The organism is Opitutaceae bacterium (genome assembly GCA_015075305.1).
GTDB lineage: Bacteria > Verrucomicrobiota > Verrucomicrobiia > Opitutales > Opitutaceae > UBA6669.
Genome location: JABTUS010000006.1, coordinates 96,394 through 116,027, shown reverse-complemented (window position 1 = coordinate 116,027; position 19,634 = coordinate 96,394). Strand labels below are relative to the sequence as shown.

Here is a 19,634-nt window from a genome sequence, read left to right as displayed (position 1 = left end):
AGCGGCCAGCGGCTACCAGCGCCTGCTGTCACTTCCCTCGCACACCTGCCATTCCAACATTCCCATTCCCAATGATCCACTTCCCCGCTGGATTCACGGCAGCGAGTCGACTCCACGCTCGCGCAATCACTGGAGCAGTCGCCCTTGCCATCGCGCTCGGCCTCGCTTCCTCGCTCGGCGCTGCGAAGACGCAGCGCCCCAACATCGTTTTCATCCTGATCGATGACATGGGCTACGCCGACCTGGGCTGCTACGGGGCCACTGACATCCGGACACCCAATATCGACCGCATTGCCCGCGAGGGCGTCAAGTTGGACAACTTCTACGCGAACGCGCCGGTTTGCACCCCCACCCGCTGCGCATTCATCACCGGACGCTGGCAACAGCGGACGGGGATGGAATTCGCCATGGGCTTTGCCGGGGAGCAGGTGAGGAAGGTGAACGGCGCCTGGGTGAAGGAGCCGGACATGAACGCCCTGGGCCTTCCCCCGACCGCCCCCAGCATCGCGCGTTTGCTGAAGACCGCCGGATACGCCACCGCTTGCTTTGGCAAGTGGCACCTTGGCTACAAGGACAAATACAACCCCCTGAACTTTGGTTTCGACGAATATTTCGGCACGTTGCTTGGGCATGCTGACTATTACCGCCATGCCTACTACGACGGGACCTACGAACTTCGCGATGGCATGGAAATCGTGCACCGCCCCGGTCGCTACGTGACCGACATGATCAATGAGCGGGCGACTGACTTCATTCGAAAACACGCACGGGAGCCGTTCTTCCTCTATGTGCCGCATCTGGCGCAGCACGCGCCCTGGCAGGCGCCGGACCACCCCGACACGCCGATGGTGACCCGGCAAAGCATGTACCATGGCACGCGCGCCGACTATGCCGCGATGTTGGAACGAGTCGATCTCGGTGTGGGCATGATCCTCGCCGAACTCGAGCGCCAGGGACTCGCTAGGAATACCCTCGTGGTGCTCAGCAGCGACAATGGCGGCGAGCGCCTTTCAGACAACCGGCCGCTGTTTCACCACAAGGCAACCTTGTGGGAAGGCGGCATCCGCGTGCCCTGCGTCCTGCGCTGGCCGGAGGTCCTGCCCGCGGGCCGCACAATCCATCAGATGGGCATCACCATGGATCTGACCGCCACGTTCCTGGCCGCAGCGGGGGTCAGACTGCCGGCGGACTATCACCCTGACGGCATGGATATCCTGCCTATGCTGAGCGGAAAGGCGCCGGAATCGGAGCGCACGTTCTTCTGGCGCATCGATCGTTCCAATCGCAAGCAGTGGGCCGCCCGGAAGGGCAAGTGGAAATACCTGAACGATGGGAACTCCATGGACCTGCTTTTCAACCTCGAGACGGATCTCGGGGAGCGACGCAATCTGTACTATGAGCACCCGGAGATTGTGAGTGACCTCAAGGCCCGGCTCAAAGTCTGGCAGGACGAAATGGACGCAAGCGATCGCGACTTGATAATTCGCTGATCCGCCATGGGTGGCAAAAGCCATCGCCGCTTCAACTGCAATCCGAGGAAAACAATTGAACCATTCCCAACCTCAAAAGAACGAACTTCTCATGATCTTCGCTGAGAAACTGGATTTGTCGGTCACCCGCCGCAAACGGGTGCTCGCCGCAATCCTCTGCACATCCGTCTCTGTCGTCATGGCCGGGACCATCAGGAATGAGGCGTTCGAGCTTACCCTCAAGGCCACCGACAACAATCTCGAGTGCCGGATTCATCACCGGCAGACAAAGATCGAACTGGCGGCGGGCAATTACGCTTTTCCCTTTCCCCTGGCGGCGGCGCCAAAAATTACGTCGGCCGAGAACGGTGTCACCGTCACTGGCGAAATGCGCGGCGGCCTCGGCTTCGTCCAGAAGCTCACCCTGCCGGCCGGGAAACCATGGCTCGAGGAGGAGATCACCCTGACCAACCGGAACTCGTTCGCGGTTGCACTGCCCAACGGCCGCGCCGGCTTTGTTCTCCCGGTGCCAATGCAGGGCTCCCATGCAGAAGGAGGACTCGCCACGTATCGCTTTGCGGCCATCCCCTTTGTTCGTGAACCGACCGGCGGCAACCGACAGCGCGCCGACTACTCGCTCACGCAGGTGCTCACGCAATTGCGCACTTCGACGCTGCGTTCGCGCGAAGGCTATCGCACGCTGCCCCGCAAGTCTAGCACGGATGGCATACCGCCTTCGCCGAAAGTGGTGACCACGTACGCCTACGCCCAGGGTATTCCGAAGATCAATTTCCCGCAATATGCCTCCGAGGGCTGGTGCATCTACGACGGCAACCACGGTTTCGTCATTTCCAAGTACAGCCAGAAGGGAATGGAGTGGTCGGTTCTCGACCAAGTCCCCCTCGAAAAGAACCGGCTCGGCCTGCGTTGGGGCGGCTTCGCGATCTACCGTGGAGATCCTGAGCACGGTGCGTGGCTCCAGCCTGGCCAGTCCTATACGTACGGTGTGACCCGCCTGACCGCGTTCGAAGGAGGATTGAACGAAGGCTTCTACACCTACCGCTCCGAGATGGAAAGCCGCGGCATGGGCTGCCCCAAAGGTTTTAATGCGCCCGTTCACTGGAACGAGCTTTACGACAACTCCCTTTATTGGATGGGCCTGGCGCAGCAGGATCTGCCGGAGAATCGCGCAAAGTACTACACACTTGCGGACATGAAAGCCGAGGCCGCCAAGGCGCGCGCCATCGGCTGCGAAGCCCTTTATCTCGACCCAGGCTGGGACACCAACTTCGCATCAAAGATCTGGGACGAGGCGAGACTGGGCCCGATCGCCGAATTCTCAGCCATGCTCAAGCGGGAATATGGATTGAGTCTTTCGCTGCACACGCCGTTGAGCGGCTGGTGCAATCCCTTCAGCTACCCGCTCGAGGCGATGCGATTGAATCACGAGGGCAAGCGCCTCGACGGCTCCCTCTGCGCGGCCTCCCGGCTGTATCGCGATGAGACCGTCCGCCGTCTCCTGGAACTCGCCGACGGCGGAGCGAGGTACTTCATGTTCGATGGCTCGATGTATCACGGCGAATGCCGCGACCCGGCGCACGGCCATCCCATCCCAGCGCGCAGACAGGAACACGTCGCCGCGCTCAATGAAATCACGCGGCGGGTTCACGCAAAATACCCCGACCTGCAGATCGAGATGCATGACCAGATGCTCGGTGGCACGCGCCTGCGCTATGTCCCAACCTACTTCGGATATGGCGAAGGCGGTTACGACACCGTCTGGGCCTACGAGCTCATGTGGGAACCGATGCGCGACCTCGTAGGCGGCCATTCCATCGCCCTCTACTACTACAATCTCGCCTACTCCATCCCGCTCTACCTGCACATTGACCTCCGCAAGGACACCAGGGAAGGCCTGATGTTCTGGTGGAATGCGTCCACTGTACGCCACCTCGGCATTGGCGGCACCCACCACGATCCCGCCATCGCAAAGATGCACCATGAAGCGATGTCCACCTACATGCGCCTCAAGTCATTCTTCGCCGCCGGCACATTCTACGGCATCGACGAGCGCACGCATGTCCACCGCCATCCCGACCGTTCCGCCGCGGTTCTCAATTGCTTCAATCTAACAGACCGGCCGGAGACACGTCGCATCACCTTTGATCCCGCCCGCTTTGGTCTCGACCCAAACCGCAGCTATCAAGTCGCCGGCGCCACCGTCATCAAAGCGGATCGCCAGCTGGAGCTCGACATCCCGATCCACGCGTATGGCCACACACTCGTCGAAATCCGCTGACTTCCGATCCCCTCGCCTTCGCCGCCGTCCTTCTCTCGAAATGAATCTCCCAATCCGATCCGTGGCGCTTCGCCCGTTCGTCGCGATGCTGGCGCTCGCCATGGCCCATTTCCCGAGTGCATCCGTGGCCCAGGTCACGAAACTCGAAAACCGCGAGTTTCAACTTTCGCTCCATCCCGAAGCAGGAAACCTGGATTGCCGAATCGTGCACCGGTCCAGTGGTGCAGAGATGTCTGCCGGTTCGTACGCCTTCCCGCTCCCGGTTGTTGGAACGCCGGCCATCACCGCAATCGACGGAGGGTGCACGATCACCACCCGCCTGCAGGGCGGACTGGAATTTGTCCAGAAGCTTCGCATTCCCGCAGCCCGGCCCTGGCTCGAGGAGCAGATCACGATCACGAATCACAATGCCTACCCGATCACCCTGCCGGCGAATCGCGCGGGGTTCGTCGCCCCGGTCCACTTGAACTGCGGCCAGCCCACCGGAACCCTGGCGGGATTCAAGTTTGCGGCGATCCCGTTTCTCCGTGAACCAACCGGCGGCAATGCACAGCGCGCCGACTACTCCCTCGCTGAAATTCTCACCGAGCCGCGAACTTCCTACCTGCGTTCCGATGAGGGATTCCGTCCGATTGGCAGGGTCTGGACGACCTACATCTACTCGCAGGGCTTCATCGAGACGAACTTCCCCGAGTACGCCTCCGAAGGCTGGTGTCTGCACGATGGAAAACAGGGCTTCGTCATCTCCAAGTACAGTCAGGACGGAATGGAGTGGGCCGTTCTCGACCGCGTGCCCCTAGCTCGTGACCAACTCGGTTTGCGCTGGGGCGGCTTTGCCATCTATCAGGGCGATCCTGAACACGGGGCCAGGCTCGAACCCGGCCAGTCCCACACCTTTGGTGTTACCCGCCTCACAGCGTTCAGCGGAAATATGAATGACGGTTTCTACGCCTTTCGCTCAGAAATGGAGAGCCGCGGCATGGGCTGCCCCAAAGGCTTCAATGCGCCTGTCCACTGGAATGAACTCTACGACAACAAACTGTGGTGGCTCGGCATGGAGGAGCAGGATGACCCTGCAAACCGGGCGAAATACTACACACTGGAAGACATGAAGGCGGAGGCCGCCAAGGCTCGGGACATCGGCTGTGAGGCTCTTTATCTTGACCCTGGCTGGGACACCAACTTCGCCTCCAAAATCTGGGACGAAGCGCGGCTCGGCTCGATCTCCAGTTTTGCGACCATGCTCAAGCGGGACTACGGCCTCAGCCTCTCGCTGCACACTCCGATGAGCGGCTGGTGCGATCCGTCCTCCTACCCCGAGGATGCCCTCAGGATGAATGCTGAAGGCGATCGCGTCAAAGGCTCGCTCTGCGCCGCCTCAAGGCAGTACGGGGATGAAACCCTGCGCCGGCTGCTTCAACTCGCGTCGGGTGGCGCGAAGTTTTTCATGTTCGACGGCACCATGTACCACAACGAGTGCCACGACCCCGCGCACGGCCACATCGTGCCGGCCCGCCGCCATGAGCACGTCACCGCACTGAATGAACTGGCCCGCCGGATCCATGCGAAATATCCGGACGTCCAGATCGAGATGCACGACCAGATCGTCGGCGGCTCGCGGCTCCGCTATGTGCCGACCTACTTTGGCTACGGAAATGGCGGATTCGACACCGTCTGGGCCTACGAACTGATGTGGAATCCCATGGAAGACCTGGTCGGCGGCCACAGCATTGCGCTCTACTACTACAACCTGGCCTACTCGATTCCGCTGTATCTGCACATCGACCTGCGCAAGGACACCAGGGAAGGTCTGATGTTCTGGTGGAATGCCTCCACCGTCCGGCACCTCGGCATCGGCGGCACCCACGGGGATCCCCAGGTCGTCAAGATGCATCACGAGGCCATGGCCACATACATGCGCCTCAAGCCATTCTTCGCCTCCGGCACCTTCTACGGAATCGACGAACGCACCCATGTTCACCGTCATCCCGATCGCTCGGCCGCCGTCATCAACTGCTTCAATTTGAACAAAAAATCCGAGATCCGCCGCATCCTCTTCGAACCTGCGCGCTTTGGCCTCGATCCAGACCGGACCTATCACATCGACGGCGCCAGGGTCACGAAGACCGGCCGGGTTCTCCTGCTGGAGGTCCCCATCAAACCCTTCGGGCACTCCCTCGTCGAGCTGCAATGACCGCAGCCAGCCATGCACGGCTCCCGGACTGAACAACCGAATTCACCGCCCATGCCCGGGCAATCCGATGGATCGACCCGCATTGAGAGAATAATGTGCCGGGATCGTAAACGATCCGACCCTCATTTTTGTCTGACTACCAGCGCGGCAGGTACCGGCGCCGGACTCACTCCGACACCCTGCATTCCCTCATGAGACTTGCACAAATAATTTCCTCGTTCGCCAGTGCCGGCATCCCTGTCGGCAGGGCCATTGCCATTCGATTCAAGCAGGAACGCGTCCGGGGCATGCTCCTCCTGATCTCTCCCAATCTCCCGTGAAGCCAGACGCCTCCTCCAACGTAACCACCGCAACCGCGGAAAATCTCGAGCAATGGGGCCGGCGCTGTCTGCGCCGCTTCGGCATGACCGAAGCCCATGCCACGTTTGCCACCCGGAGTCTCGTGCAAACGAGCCTCTGGGGCATTGATTCGCACGGGATTGCCCGGCTGCCCCATTACTTGAGCCGCTTCGAAGCCGGCTCGCTCAATCCAAAGCCTAAGATGGCCTATGCATCGTCCGGGCCCTGCACGGGAAATCTCGACGGTGACCACGGTCTGGGACTCGTTGTGTGCGAGCGCGCCACCTTGGAGGCGATTGCCATGGCCAAACGCAGCGGACTGGGCTTTGTCGGCGTGCGCAATTCCTCGCACTGCGGCTCAATCGGACTCTACGGAAGAATGATCGCCGAGGCAGGTCTCATTGGCCTGGCTTTCACCCACTCCGACGCCTTCGTCGCTCCCCACCACGGCTACCAGAAATTCCTCGGCACAAATCCCATTTGCATCGCCGCCCCCTGCACGGACCGCCCGCCCGTATGCCTGGACATGGCAACGAGCGCCGCTGCATGGAACAAGGTCATGAACGCACGCCGGGAGGGCCTCGACATCGCACCCGACCTTGCCTACGACGCATCCGGAAAGCCGACCAGCGATCCCGACGCCGTGGCCTGCCTGAAGCCCATGGCCGGACACAAGGGATATGCGCTGGCCATGATGATCGAGCTGCTGTGTGGTCCGCTCAACGGCGCACCGTGGGGCCCGAACATTACGCCCATGTATGGGGACTTGAAGCAGCGCCGCTTTCTGGGATCCTTCATCGGTGCGATCGATCCGAAGCGATTCCACGGTGGATCGACTTTCCAGGACAACGTGCGGGATCTCGCCGCCTGCGCACGCGAACAGGCCAGCTCCGATCCGGAACAGCCCGTGCTGGCACCGGGAGACGACCACTACGCCTGCGAGGAGCTGCGTCGTCGCCAGGGGATTCCGATTGAACCCGGGCTCGCCGACGAAATCGCCGCATGGAGCGCCAAACTGGATGTGCCTGAGCCCACACTGAACGGCTCTCGTGACTGATCCCCAACCTTCCCCATGTCTCCACTGCTCTACGTCATCTTCATCTGTGCCATCGCCGCCTTCGGCGGCTTGCTCTTCGGCTACGACACGGCGGTCATATCAGGCGCAACCGAGGCCATTCAGACGCGATTTGCGCTGAGTGACCTCTCGCTGGGCTGGGTCGTTTCCAGCGCCCTGGTCGGCTGCGTGGCCGGGACCTTGATCGCGGGCTGGTTCGCCGACCGTTTTGGCCGCAAGCTCGGACTGATTGTCTCGGGCGCCCTCTTCGCCGCCTGTGCGGTTGCCTGCGCTTTTGCCCCGACTCCGGAAATCCTCACGCTGGCGCGCTTCATTGGCGGCGTCGGTGTCGGCATGGCGTCAATGGTGACCCCCATCTACATTGCGGAAGTGGCGCCGGCACGCATTCGAGGCGGTCTGGTGACCATGAATCAAATCGCCATCGTCTCAGGCATGGTCCTGTCCTACCTCGCCAACCGGATGATCGTCGAATCGGGCAGTCCGGAGTGGATGGTCTCCACGGGCTGGCGCTGGATGCTGGGCATGATGCTTGTCCCATGCCTGATCTTTCTCGTGCTCACGCTCTGGGTTCCGGAAAGCCCGCGCTGGCTCGCCAAGCGCGACCGCCTCAGCACGGCCCGTCAGGTGCTCGGACGCATCCTGCCCATGCAGGAGGTGGAGACGGAATTCGAGTCGATCATCGCGAGCCTTCGCGTGGAGGAAGGACGGATGCGCGAGCTCTTTCTGCCTGGCGGCCGCCGCATCACCTACATGACCATGGTGCTGGCACTGTTCCAGGCCATCACCGGCATCAATATCGTGATGTACTACGCACCGCGGATTTTCCTGAACGCAGGCATCAAGACCGGCGACGCCTACGGTCACTCGATCATCATCGGTCTGGTCATGATTTTCTTCACCATCGTGGCCATGCTGATCGTCGACCGCGTCGGGCGGCGGCCTATCATGATCGCAGCATCCGCCGGCATGGGCATCTCGCTTTTCCTCATGGGACTCGCCTTCCCAACCGCCGAGACGAATGGCCTGATGCTCCTGATCTACACCTTGAGCTTCGTCTCGTGGTTCTCGGTTGGCATGGGAGGCATCTACTGGGTCGTGGTGTCCGAGATTTTCCCGAACCGCGTGCGGGGACGCGCCATGGCCCTTTCCGTCGTCTTCCTGTGGGGCGGCAACTTCCTGGTCGCGCAATTCTTCCCCTACATGCTTTCCGCACTGCAGGGACATGTCTTCAACGTCTTCGCGTTCTGCTGTCTGCTCTGTTTTGTGTTCATCATCGCATTCGTCCCTGAAACCAAGGGTCGCACCCTCGAGGCGATCGAGCGGGACTACTATCTTCACAACGGCGGAAAATCCGCGACGCATTCCGGAACCTGAATCGATCGCCGCTGAACAGCCTGAACGCGTCGTCCTCGCGAGCGCGGCGGCAAAGGAAAGGCAGCCCACAAGCCTGCTGATGTTCGCGTGATGATTGGATTTGGTTTGGAAACTATTCGACGCCTTTGCCCATCCTCAGGTCAAGGGCGTCCCAGGTGAACCAGCCTGCGTTGACGGTCCTTATTCGCAGGACATTGTTTGCCGGCTTCAGCAGACCGACCGGCAGCGCCAGAATCGTGGTTTGCGCCCGCGCGAGATGGGCGGGACTCTCCTTTTGAATTCCATAGCCCTCCGGCAATTGCAGCTCAAAGCTGCGGCCGTTGAGTTCAACCTGGACCTGTGCACCGATGCCTGACTGGTCCGCCGAATGAATCCGCAGCAGCGCACCCTGCCTGACGGAGTCGCTCCCACTATCAAAGGTGAACTCCACCACGCGGCCCTCCTCCATCAGGCAAGGGACATTGCCGGGATCCGGTTGACGACCCGTCAGGCTGACCACGCTGGCTTTGACCGGCGGAGTCGGCCCCGGATAGCCTGCATACTCCCGCGTCATCCGGTCCGCACGGCCGAGCGCGAGTACGACGTCGGTTGACGGCTCGATCGAAAGCGGCCCGGCATTCCAGCTCTCGATTCGCCACCCGGTCTGCGCCAGACTCAACCCTTCCCGGGGCCGCAGGGGTGCGTGGATCTTCAGCATCCGGGTTTCGCCCGGAGGAATGCTCACGAAGAGATTGTCGATGATAAGATCGGTGCGGTAGTTCAGCACCGGCCGGGGATCGCAGAACAGAGCGGTCATTTTTCCTGTGTTGCTCAGCGTCAGTTCGAGCCACTCTTCGCCACCTTCCACGCCGAAGACAGTGGAGCTCACTTGCAGGCTGGTCTGCCTCACCGGTCGGGATACGGCAGGCATCGCTTTGTTGTCAGTCGCGAACACGGCCTGCAGTGCGGCCGGGTCATCATCCTGATCCAGCAGGCTCCGGTGCAGCAGCCCTTGCAGCGGGGCTCGCACGCCGCGCAGCCCAAAGACATGCACCCGCTCGTGCAGTCTCCGGCCATGGCTGTCGTTGAGCTGCAGCTCCAGAAAGAAGGGACCGAACGCGGTTTTTTCCGGCAGCGTGACCGCGATATCGGCCAGCTTCTTCACTTCGATCGGATTGATCGCCACCGCTCCCGCGCCCGATGAGACCACTGCTCCCCGGCGATCCCTCACCCGCCAGGCCCAGGCCAGATCCTTGACCGGCTGATCTGAATCGCTGGTCAGGTACAGCGCGGTCTGGATTCCCTCGCGGATATCGTAGAGGGGGGACGTGTGTCTGAGCGACAATGACAGCTGATCCACCGCCTGCTTCAGAAACGCGCTGTTCATCAGCGGCCGACCGTCGTAGTCCACCACATAGCTGCCCGCGCCGTTGGTCCAGGGTTCATTGAAGTCCCAGTTCATCATTCCACCCGTGGCGGTTCCACGGCGGCGGATCGCATCCATCGCGTAACGCAGGCCCTCCCCTCCCACATATTGGCCTGCCTTCAACAGCCGCCCAAGATCGGGAGAATCTCCGAAGAGGAAATCGATGACAGGCTTCATCAGCCAGTTGTCATCATCGAACACCGCATACGTCGCGTTCTTGCGGATGAGGACCGGATCCTCGTTGTCTATCGGCCACTGCGAACCGGGCGGGATGTCCCGGTGCCAGACCTCCACGTGCCCTGTTGTCTGATATCCAAACTCGCCGCACCGCATGGATTGGGAAATGCGGGAGGTCGGACCCGTGGGTATCCTGCCAGACGCGTCCGGCACCTGCGGAAGCAGGAAATTCCATGTGGTATACTGCTGCAGCGGGTCAATCTTGTTCTCCAGCTTGAGAGCCGCGTGCCACGGTCCATGCGTCCCGCCGGTTGTCGGATCGGTTTCGCGAAACACCCGGCTGGGATCCACCTCGGCAAAAATCCCCTGGATGTGCTCAATGACTGAAAGGTCCTTGTGAACCTTTCCGTACCTCATTTCGTTTCCCCCCGTATATTCGATGATGGAAGGATGGTTCCAGACCTGACGGATGATGTTCGGCAGAGTGAGGCTCAGGTTCTTCAACAGCTCCGGATTCGCCTTGGGATCGATGTTGGCTATGGGGATCTCAAGCATCAGCATGAGCCCGAGTTCGTCCGCCAGATCATAGATCTCGGGTGTGAGTATGACCCCTCCGCCCCATACCCGCAGGGTTGTGAAACCCAATGCGCGGGCCGTGCGCAACAAGTGCGGGGCGCGCTCCGGGATGCGGGCAAACAGCAGGTCCGGCGGAATCAGGTTCGAGCCGATCATGCGGATCCTCCGTCCGTTGATCACGGGCATGTATTTCTGCGGAAAATCAGCCGGAGCCTCCGAGGTGAGCTCCCAGCGCACCTCCCGCACACCAAAGCGCGTCCGGCGTGCATCAGAGACTTTTCCCGAGGCATCCACGACGGTGGCTTCGAGCATGTACAGGGGCTGCCGTCCGTGTCCGTTCGGCCACCACAGGGCCGGTTCCTGCAGCTCAAGCTGAGCCTGCAGCCTGTTGGCTCCGGGCACCAGTGTGACGGACTGCTCCGTCACACGGTCCGGCCCGTGGCCACTGACCTTCATCCGCAGTTTCGCCGGCCCGGCGACCAGACTGTCCACGACCGCGGCCACCTTCACTGTCGCTCGTGAGTAGTCGCTGGAAAGCGGCGTCTCCACCTTCATGTTTTCGATCAACGCCGGCCCGCTGGCCTCCAGCCGCACATCCTTCCAGATCCCCAGGGTCCAGATATTGACACCCCAGTCGTAGCCGAAGTTCGTGGGGCTCTTCAGGTCCTTGAGCACCTCGTTGGTCTTGGTCATGCCGTCAACCAGCCACCAGGGGGTATTCTGACCGCTGAGCTTGCCATCGCTCTTCTCAAGATAGGGAACCAGGACTTCCGGCATGCGCTGGATCCGGACATCAAGTCTGTTCCTTTCGCCGATCCTGACATGATCGCTCACATCGAAGGCAAATTGGCGGTACATGTTGGGATTGCCGCCAATCCTTGCGCCGTTCAGCCAGACCTCGCAGGCGTAGTCGACGCCATCGAAACAAAGCCGGATCCGCCTGCCCGAAAAGCTCCCGGGCATGGTGAACTCCTTTCGATAAATCCAATCCGTGCGGGCCACGTCGAACAGCCGCGAATCCCCGGCGCCATACCACAGCGGCTTGAGCAATCGCGCCGACTCCAGGTCCGCCTGGATGTTGCCCGGCACCATCGCGGGCAGCCAGTCAACACAGAACGGCCTGGCACTCATCGGAGGCACGTCCTTGAATTTCCAATCGCTTCCGCCAAGTGTCAGGACTTGCGCGGCATCAGTGGCTGCGCTGCAAAGCGCTAGGGAAAGTATTGCGGACATTCCAAAAGGGCGCAGTCGAATAATGTTCATGAAAGTTGTGATGGGCGTCCAGGCGACCGTCTTCCATGACTGGTGCAGCCCAAGTTCTGCTGGCAACCAGTACGACTCACGGCAGGGCATGGCCGTTTACACCCGGATCCAGCACAAGCCCACTTGAGCGGTCGCGGAGAACGCTGGCCGGCGTGTGGAGGAAACCACGCGTTTCAGTTGGGTACTCCGGGCGCCTGCCCGTCGCACGGCCGGAACATCCCCTTGTGCGTCGGATTCTTTCGCATTCCGCAATCTCGCGGTGCAGCGAGAAGGCTCTCCCTTAGAAGTTGAATTCGACGCCGACCTTGTAGTCGCGGTCGAGCAGGCGGCTGCTCTGCACGAGGGATTTGATGCCGTAGCTCATTTCATCCGGCTCCCTGGTCAGATTGCGCACAGAGGCCGTTATGGAATAGTGATCGTTCACTCGATAGCGCAACAGGACATCTACCTGGCCGCGGGCAGTCTCGTAGCGGTCATTGATCAGGCTGCCACCCAGGGTGTAGATCTGCTCGCCGGCATAAGTGTAGGCGACCCGGCCTGAGAAGCCGTACTTTTCATAGAATATCGTGAAGTTGGCAATCTTGTCAGGCTGCCGGAAAAAGGGGATGTCCTCTCCGGGACGGGTGGGAATCACTTCACTGGAGCTGATCGTCGTGTAGTTGGCTTCGATGCCAAATCCGTCAAAGGGTGACGGCAGGAAGTGGAACGGCTGGTATATGCTGAACTCAACACCAGAGATCCTGCCGCTCGTGCCATTGAGTTTGCTGTTGTAGGTCAGCGACTCAAGGCCGACGCCGCTGTAGATCACATTGCGCTGCGTTTCCGAGTAGGAATAGATCGGGTCGGCGATGTCCTTCCGGAAGGCCGCGATGCTGACCACGCCACCGCCCTTCCTGGCATACCACTCGAGCGAAAGGTCATAGCTCTTGGCTCCATAGGGTTTGAGCTTCGGATTGCCCACGGTGACCGATCCGGAATTGCCGTAGGTCGGGTCAACTGGTGAGAGAATCGAGGAGTAGTTGAAAATCGCCAGCGTGCGCGAGTCCTCGTAGGCCGGCCTGCCGATCGTCTGCGTGATCGCGGCGCGAAGCTGCAACTGATCGGTGAAGTGGTAGACACCCTGCACATTCGGGAAGAATTTGTCGTAGCTGGTGACGCCCGAGTTCGGGATCTGGACCGGATTGCCCCTGCCCACGGTGACTTCCTGGACTGCCCGGATTGTGGCGTCTGTCTTTTCCCAGCGCAGACCTCCAAGCAGGGTAAGTTTGTCGATGTCGACCTTGCTCATCAGGTATCCAGCGTAGATGTATTCCTCAATGGCATAATCGTCCTCAATGGAATTGGTCGACTCCCCCACGAGATCGTGGGTGACAAGCGACGGATTGGCGGAAATGAACTTGTCGATCGCTACCGCATTGGGGAGGAAGAGGCTGTCGAACCTGTCATTGTAAACCTTGACCGATGGAAGCTGATCGCCTGTTTGACCAAGGTTCCAGTTGCCCACAGGCACCAAGCGGCGCGACTCGAGATCCACGACTCGCGAACGGTGAAGGAATTTGGCTCCCGACTTCACGTTGCCCCGCACCCCGAAGGAATCAGGAAACTCCCAGGTTACATCGACTTTGGCGCTCCGGATCTTCTCGTCCTGAATGCCGTAGTCGTCGCGGGTGCGGCGCAGCGGATACTTGGATGGAACGTCGACCGCAGGATCGGCCTGCCAGAAAATCGGCACGAAACCCGTGCCAAGGTCGAACTTGATGTCGCCCGTTGCTCCGTTGGCGTTGCGGAACTCCCGAGTGTGGTTGTACGGATTTTTTGACTTTGCTTTCGAGAACGTGAGCATGGGCTCGACGGTGAACGAGCCATACACCTTCTTGAATCCGGCCGCGACGTTGAAGAGGGACTGGTCGTTCTGATAGGAGAACGACCGGCGCTCGGTGCGATTGCGGGTGAAAGTGCCGGCTGTGGGCGACGACATGATGACGTTGGCCGGCGCCACCGTCGGCGAATAGATCACCTCGAACCGCGTCTCCGGATTTTTCGTGTGGGAATAACCGGGGCGGACATAAAAAAGCGTGTCGGCGTCAGGGCGGTATTCGAGGTTCAGCGTGGCTCCATCGCGCTCTTTGTTGCCCCATTCAGGTTTGATTTGAAACGTGCTCGGCAGGTACGTTGCCGCCCCGTTGAGCGTTATCGGAGTCCAGTCGAATTGCAGCCATTCGTTCTGGTAGTTGCGCTTGTCGTAGCTGAGGCTCGCCGCAATTCCCCAAGCCTTGTTGGGGCCGAAGCGGTCTGAATAGAACAACTGGCCGGCTGCGTCTGTCTTGCTGACGGCACCGTTGCGGTTTCCCGAAAGCGAACCGGTGACGCGACGGCCATCCTGGTCGAAAGCACTCGCGGATTTGATGTTGATCGTGCCGCCAACAGCATTGGCATCCATGTCCGGCCGCACACTTTTGATGACTTCAATTGAGGAGATCTGGCCCGAACCAAGGGTGTCGAGTGGCACGGCGCGCCCGAGCCGCGATCCGCCCGGCGCTGCCATGGTGGCACCGTCCATCATCACCTGGTTCAGATTCGGCTCCGCACCGCGGATGCTCACGTACTGGCCCTCGCCTTGGTCAAGGGAGAGATTGACACCAGGCAGGCGGGCGACCGCCTCGGCGACGTTGCGATCGGGCAGGTTGCCAATGGCGTCGGCGGACACGAGATCCATGATATTGGCCGCATTCTGCTTCTGTTGCATCGCACGCGACCGTCCCTCCCGGTAGCCTTCGACCACAAATTTCTCCAGCTTCACGACATCCTTGTCGCCCATGGCAATGTTGAGCACGGCCTCACCCGTGGCCGGCACCGCGACAGTCTCCGTCTTGCTATCGTACCCGACATAGTTGACCCGCACCGTGTACGTACCGGCAGAAAGACCGCTGATGCGGTAGTGGCCGCCGTTGTCAGCCGTGCCTTTCCTTCCTCCTTCCAGGACAGTTATGGAGGCACCCGGCAGCGCAGCATTGCTGTCAGTGTCCATGATGGACCCGACGATGTCGCCCGCGTGAACATTGGATGTCGCAAGGCCAAGTGAAAGTGCAGCCGTGAAGCCGCAAAACAGGCGTGTAAACTGGGTGGTCATTTGTTGATTCGCAGGGTTGAGGCTGGCCCAAGGATGGGGCCGAAATGTCGCACAAATTCTGGAATACGATCGATGGCAAGGCAGCGGGGTTCGACGCTCCAACGGGCAGAAAGAACATGAACTAGCCATGTGTCAATGCCTGAAATAACGCATCAATGACACGCACATCCATTAATCAATTGGAATGCGTTTTTATTGCAGCCTCATCTCGTGCATGTTATCTACTATCTATTAGCATTTTAGGATTCTGTTAATCCTTGAACTATTCAATTCTATTTCATATCGAAGTCTTGCTTCAATCGTATCAGCTTCGCCAGCGATTCACCTGAAGCCTCCCCCTCAAGACATCGTGACCCAGCGGCCCATTGCGGAGCGAGGAGGTTTCCTCCACCACGAAACCTTCGATTCTCTGGCTGCGAACTGCTCAGCAAAAAAACTGAAGCACCGCTCAGCCTTGCAACGATGCAATAGACTCGGTGAAGGAGCTCCTTCATTTGGGGAATATTTGTTGACCACAGGCATTCAAACTGTTCCATCGAAAAGATCCCAATTTCACAAAAAACACTGCGTTATTTTTAGGTATTTCAATTCATTCCCACCGTAGGGGTCACCACTCCTGCCGCATGAACTCCACTTACTTGACCCTGATGGCCGCAACCCTCAGTTCGCTGGGGTTCGCGAGTGAATCCTACGTCAATTCACTCGGCATGCGGATGCTGCCAATCCCCGCCGGCTCCTTCGGGATGGGCGAGGCCAATTCGACACCGTCCAAGACTTTCAATGTGCCCATTCACCTTAAACGCGGTGACTGGGATGAACACCCGCTGCACAAGGTCACGCTCACGCATTCCTTCTACATGGCGGAGGCGGAAGTGACAGCGGACCAATTTCGACAGTTCCGCGCCGACTATTGGGGCAATCCGGACACCGCCCCTTACGCGGCAGGCATCAGTTGGGATGAAGCGACAGCGTTTTGTGCCTGGCTCAGCCGGAAAGAAGGACGCAACTATCGCCTGCCGACCGAGGCCGAGTGGGAATACGCGGCACGCGCCGGAACCACTACGCTCTACTTCTCGGGCGCGACCCCGCCGGCTCCCGGGACTCCGAATGCCTGGGGCATGAAGAACATGAACACCGGAGTCGGCGAATGGTGCCTCGACTGGCACGGTGAGTACCCACTGAGGCCTCAAACGGACCCCGTCGGCCCGTCGAGCGGATGGGCTCGAGTCGTACGCGGCGGCGGACTCGACAAGGACATTCCTTTTTACAGGCGTTCGGCCAACCGGGGAGGCATGGCTCCGAACTTCCCCCCCATCCCATTCGAGCAGATGCGCGCCATGGTAAGCACGCCTTCCGAGGCGATGACCGCTCATGACCCGAAGGGCGCCGGCCAGCAACGCAGCGCCGAATACAAGAGCGAGTTCCTCTACAAGGGATTCACACGCTCCGTTCTGAACAACCAGGGCAACCACCACATCGGCTTCCGTGTGGTTTGCGCGCCACCGACACCGGATCCGACGACACGTGGCGTCGTCTCCTATGCACAGCTCGGCGTGATCCAAGGCGGGCCCGCACCGTCGGTCGGACCGGACCCCACCCGACCCTATTTCCGCAAGCGCTACCTGTTGCCCACTCCGCCGGAGAACACCGATCCTGCCAAGCTCGACGTCTTCCGTTCACTCGGCTGGCCGCGGGGAATGCTGCGCCACATGCACAGCCCCGGTCTTGAGGTTGCGGGCAATGGCGATGTCCTTTTCATCGCGTTCTCCGCCGTCGGGGAACTCGATCCCGACTGCGGCATGCTAATCACGCGTTTGCGCTTCGGCGCCGACGAATGGGATCCACCCGACCGTTTCGTCGACATGCCGGATGTGGACGACACCTCGCCCATGCTCTGGAACGACTCCGGCCGGCTCTGGTTTTTCTGGGGCATGAACCGGCTCGACTCGGGTTTCCCCTTCCAGTGGATCACCTCCAACGACAACGGTGCGACATGGAGCGACGTCCACTTCCCGCTGTTCACGACGCCCGTCGGCGGCCATTCCGCGCAGCCGATCACCAGCGCGTTTCGCGACGACGCCGGCCACATCCACGTCGCAAGCGACGCAATCGGGCCGGAATCGGTGCTCTGGGAAAGCGACGACAACGGCAGGACATGGCGGGACCCGGGTGGACGCAGTGGCGGACGGCACACGGCGTTCGTTCCTCTGCGCGACGGTCGTATTCTCGGCATGGGCGGCAAGAGCTCGAACATCGACGGCTTCATGCCCAAGTCCCTCACAAGCGACGGCGGTCGCACCTACACGGTGTCGAAGACTCCGTTTCCACACATGGGCAGCAACCAGCGTCCGACACTTATCCGGCTAGCCAGCGGTCGCTTGTTCATGGCCGGCGATTTTCAAAGCGACAAAGGCGCGCAGCCCGCAGGCATCAATGAGCGCGGGGCCTATGTGGCGCTATCCCAAGACGAGGGCGAAACCTGGCTCATCCGCAGATTGGCGGGCACACAGCCCCATGAGAACGATGCCCATGCCAGGCAGATGGGCGGGGATACCCTTGGCTACGCGGTTGCCCGGCAGGCTCCCAACGGAGTCATCCATCTCGTCACCACAATGACAAAACCGTGCCTGGCCTTCGAATTGAACGAGGCGTGGATCCTGCATGGCGCCGCACCCAGCGGGGAAGATGCGACTCTGCGCGCCAACACCGCATCAACCGTGCGCGCAATCCGCGACTACATCGACCACGACGCGACCGGACGCGTCCATGCGCGCTACCGGGGCGGTGTCGGCAACGACGGCCGTTTCCTGCTGGAAGGCGATGCAACCTGGTTTGAACCCGACGGTCGCGTGCAACGGACAGCCACATACCACTTGGGGCGCCTCACCGGACCTGAGCAGTTTTACCGTGACGGCACACTGGCCTGGAAGCGCGACCACCGTGTCGACAGCGCCACAGTGTGGACAAACTACTGGCCTGACGGCACGGTCCGGACGCAATCCACCTGGCGCGATCTGCACGCCGAGGGACCGGCTGTCCTTTATGATCCCACCGGCAAGGAGGTTTACCGCGTTGAGTTCGAGCACGGCGAACCAGTGCGCGAATCGGGCGATCCCGGTGAATTTTGATCCGACCTTCGCCGCTTTCGGCCTGTCGTGTCTTCCTGAGCCCAGATGAAAGACATCAGCTCAGTTGAATCACGGAATCCCCGGGCACCAGAGTCGTGTCGAAAAGCAGAGTTTGCACGGAATCGTCCAGTGGGTTCCGCATGCGCCACAAGAGCATCTCGACAGCCTTGCTCCCAATCCTTTGTGCACCGACATCAACGGTGGTAAGCGAAGGCTTCAATCCGCGAGTGATCGATTTTTCGTTGTTGCAGGAAATGATGCTGACATCGCGCCCGACCAGCTGGCCCCGGTTTTCCAGCGCCGTATAGAAATGCACGGCATAATTGTCCGCAGGCACGAAGATTGCAGTCGCGCGAAGCGAAGGGCCGGCTGCCATCCACTGATCAACCAGCTCGGCGAACCTCTCCGGCCCGGTGAACGCTGGTTCCGGCCATACAGCCGCACCCTGGCTCGCCGATTCCAAAAGCGTGAGTTCCATACCCCGCTCGGCGCAGGCAAACTGGAATTCCTTCTTGATGTGTTCGAGCGACAACTTGCCCTTTTTTGGATTCAGGAAGGCGACGCGCCGGTGGCCACGCTCGTGCAGATGACGCGCTGCGAGTTGGGCGGCATGCTCATGGTTGTAACTGCAAAGATCGCCCGGGACTTTGTCCGGCTTGGCCCACACCCAAACGAGCGGAAACCGCAGGATGCTCTTGAGCAGCAAATTTTTGGAAATATCGGGAAAGGTTCCGTATTGAGACGCCTTAACGATCAGTCCTTCCACTTGATTGCCCTGCAGCAGGGCGGGCACACGATCGGCGTTTGGCAGGTTGGCAAAAAGGAGGTTGCCATTCAGCTGGGTCACCGCCGCTTCGACACCGTGCAGCACCTCCGCAAGGACCGGCACATGCAGCAGCGTGTCATCCATGCCCAGGAGCACGAGGCCAATCGTGCAATTGCGCTGGTCGACGCTGCCACGCGCACCACTGCTCTTGCGCTTGCGCAAGGGTTGATAGCGCAATCGGGCAACAGCCTCCAGGACACTCTGGCGCGAGTCGGGGCTGACATCGGTAAAGTTATTCAGGACCCGGGACGCCGTACCAACAGCCACCCCCGCCGCTTTCGCCACATCGGCCAGTGTTACAGGTTTGTTCATTGAAGATTTTCAATAACATTCAATAGATGTCCATGGCGCGCAATGCTATACCTCGACTGGCCTCCAT

The 19,634-nt window shown here is 60.4% G+C and carries 9 protein-coding genes; 6 read left to right on the top strand and 3 right to left on the bottom strand.

Annotated features, from left to right (window positions below; all coding sequences use genetic code 11):
• Positions 1-71: 71 nt before the first annotated feature.
• The 5 genes from HS122_12675 to HS122_12655 all read left to right on the top strand — a co-directional run bounded on the left by HS122_12675 (position 72) and on the right by HS122_12655 (position 8,750).
• On the top strand, positions 72-1,490 hold the full coding sequence (locus HS122_12675; protein ID MBE7539253.1) for a sulfatase: 1,419 nt from the start codon (positions 72-74) through the stop codon (positions 1,488-1,490).
• A gap of 91 nt (positions 1,491-1,581) precedes the next feature.
• Positions 1,582-3,768: a hypothetical protein gene (locus HS122_12670; GenBank protein MBE7539252.1), complete on the top strand. Its 2,187-nt coding sequence runs from the start codon at positions 1,582-1,584 to the stop codon at positions 3,766-3,768.
• A 40-nt stretch (positions 3,769-3,808) separates the two neighbouring features.
• Positions 3,809-5,962: a hypothetical protein gene (locus HS122_12665; protein ID MBE7539251.1), complete on the top strand. Its 2,154-nt coding sequence runs from the start codon at positions 3,809-3,811 to the stop codon at positions 5,960-5,962.
• Positions 5,963-6,278: 316 nt separating this feature from the next.
• Positions 6,279-7,358, top strand: a complete 1,080-nt coding sequence (locus HS122_12660; protein ID MBE7539250.1) for an Ldh family oxidoreductase — start codon at positions 6,279-6,281, stop codon at positions 7,356-7,358.
• Positions 7,359-7,373: 15 nt separating this feature from the next.
• Positions 7,374-8,750, top strand: coding sequence for a sugar porter family MFS transporter (locus HS122_12655; protein ID MBE7539249.1), 1,377 nt, complete (start codon positions 7,374-7,376; stop codon positions 8,748-8,750).
• Positions 8,751-8,862: 112 nt separating this feature from the next.
• On the opposite strand, the gene HS122_12650 is transcribed toward HS122_12655, so the two are convergent.
• Both HS122_12650 and HS122_12645 read right to left on the bottom strand, forming a co-directional pair.
• A complete protein-coding gene (locus HS122_12650; protein ID MBE7539248.1) occupies positions 8,863-12,171 on the bottom strand; it encodes a hypothetical protein in 3,309 nt (1,102 codons plus the stop codon).
• A gap of 280 nt (positions 12,172-12,451) precedes the next feature.
• Positions 12,452-15,301 (bottom strand): TonB-dependent receptor, encoded by a 2,850-nt coding sequence (locus HS122_12645; GenBank protein MBE7539247.1) that lies wholly within the window; start codon positions 15,299-15,301, stop codon positions 12,452-12,454.
• 623 nt (positions 15,302-15,924) lie between these two features.
• Between HS122_12645 and HS122_12640 the strand changes: the two genes are divergently transcribed.
• Complete coding sequence (locus tag HS122_12640) at positions 15,925-18,429, top strand: SUMF1/EgtB/PvdO family nonheme iron enzyme (GenBank protein MBE7539246.1); 2,505 nt, start codon at positions 15,925-15,927, stop codon at positions 18,427-18,429.
• 55 nt (positions 18,430-18,484) lie between these two features.
• On the opposite strand, the gene HS122_12635 is transcribed toward HS122_12640, so the two are convergent.
• A complete protein-coding gene (locus HS122_12635) occupies positions 18,485-19,567 on the bottom strand; it encodes a LacI family DNA-binding transcriptional regulator (GenBank protein MBE7539245.1) in 1,083 nt (360 codons plus the stop codon).
• Positions 19,568-19,634 lie beyond the last annotated feature (67 nt).

Coding starts and splice junctions, on each gene's coding strand:
- HS122_12675 (MBE7539253.1), top strand. CDS start 72: ATGATCCACTTCCCCGCTGGATTCACGGCAGCGAGTCGACTCCACGCT.
- HS122_12670 (MBE7539252.1), top strand. CDS start 1,582: ATGATCTTCGCTGAGAAACTGGATTTGTCGGTCACCCGCCGCAAACGG.
- HS122_12665 (MBE7539251.1), top strand. CDS start 3,809: ATGAATCTCCCAATCCGATCCGTGGCGCTTCGCCCGTTCGTCGCGATG.
- HS122_12655 (MBE7539249.1), top strand. CDS start 7,374: ATGTCTCCACTGCTCTACGTCATCTTCATCTGTGCCATCGCCGCCTTC.
- HS122_12650 (MBE7539248.1), bottom strand. CDS start 12,171: ATGAACATTATTCGACTGCGCCCTTTTGGAATGTCCGCAATACTTTCC.
- HS122_12645 (MBE7539247.1), bottom strand. CDS start 15,301: ATGACCACCCAGTTTACACGCCTGTTTTGCGGCTTCACGGCTGCACTT.
- HS122_12640 (MBE7539246.1), top strand. CDS start 15,925: ATGAACTCCACTTACTTGACCCTGATGGCCGCAACCCTCAGTTCGCTG.
- HS122_12635 (MBE7539245.1), bottom strand. CDS start 19,567: ATGAACAAACCTGTAACACTGGCCGATGTGGCGAAAGCGGCGGGGGTG.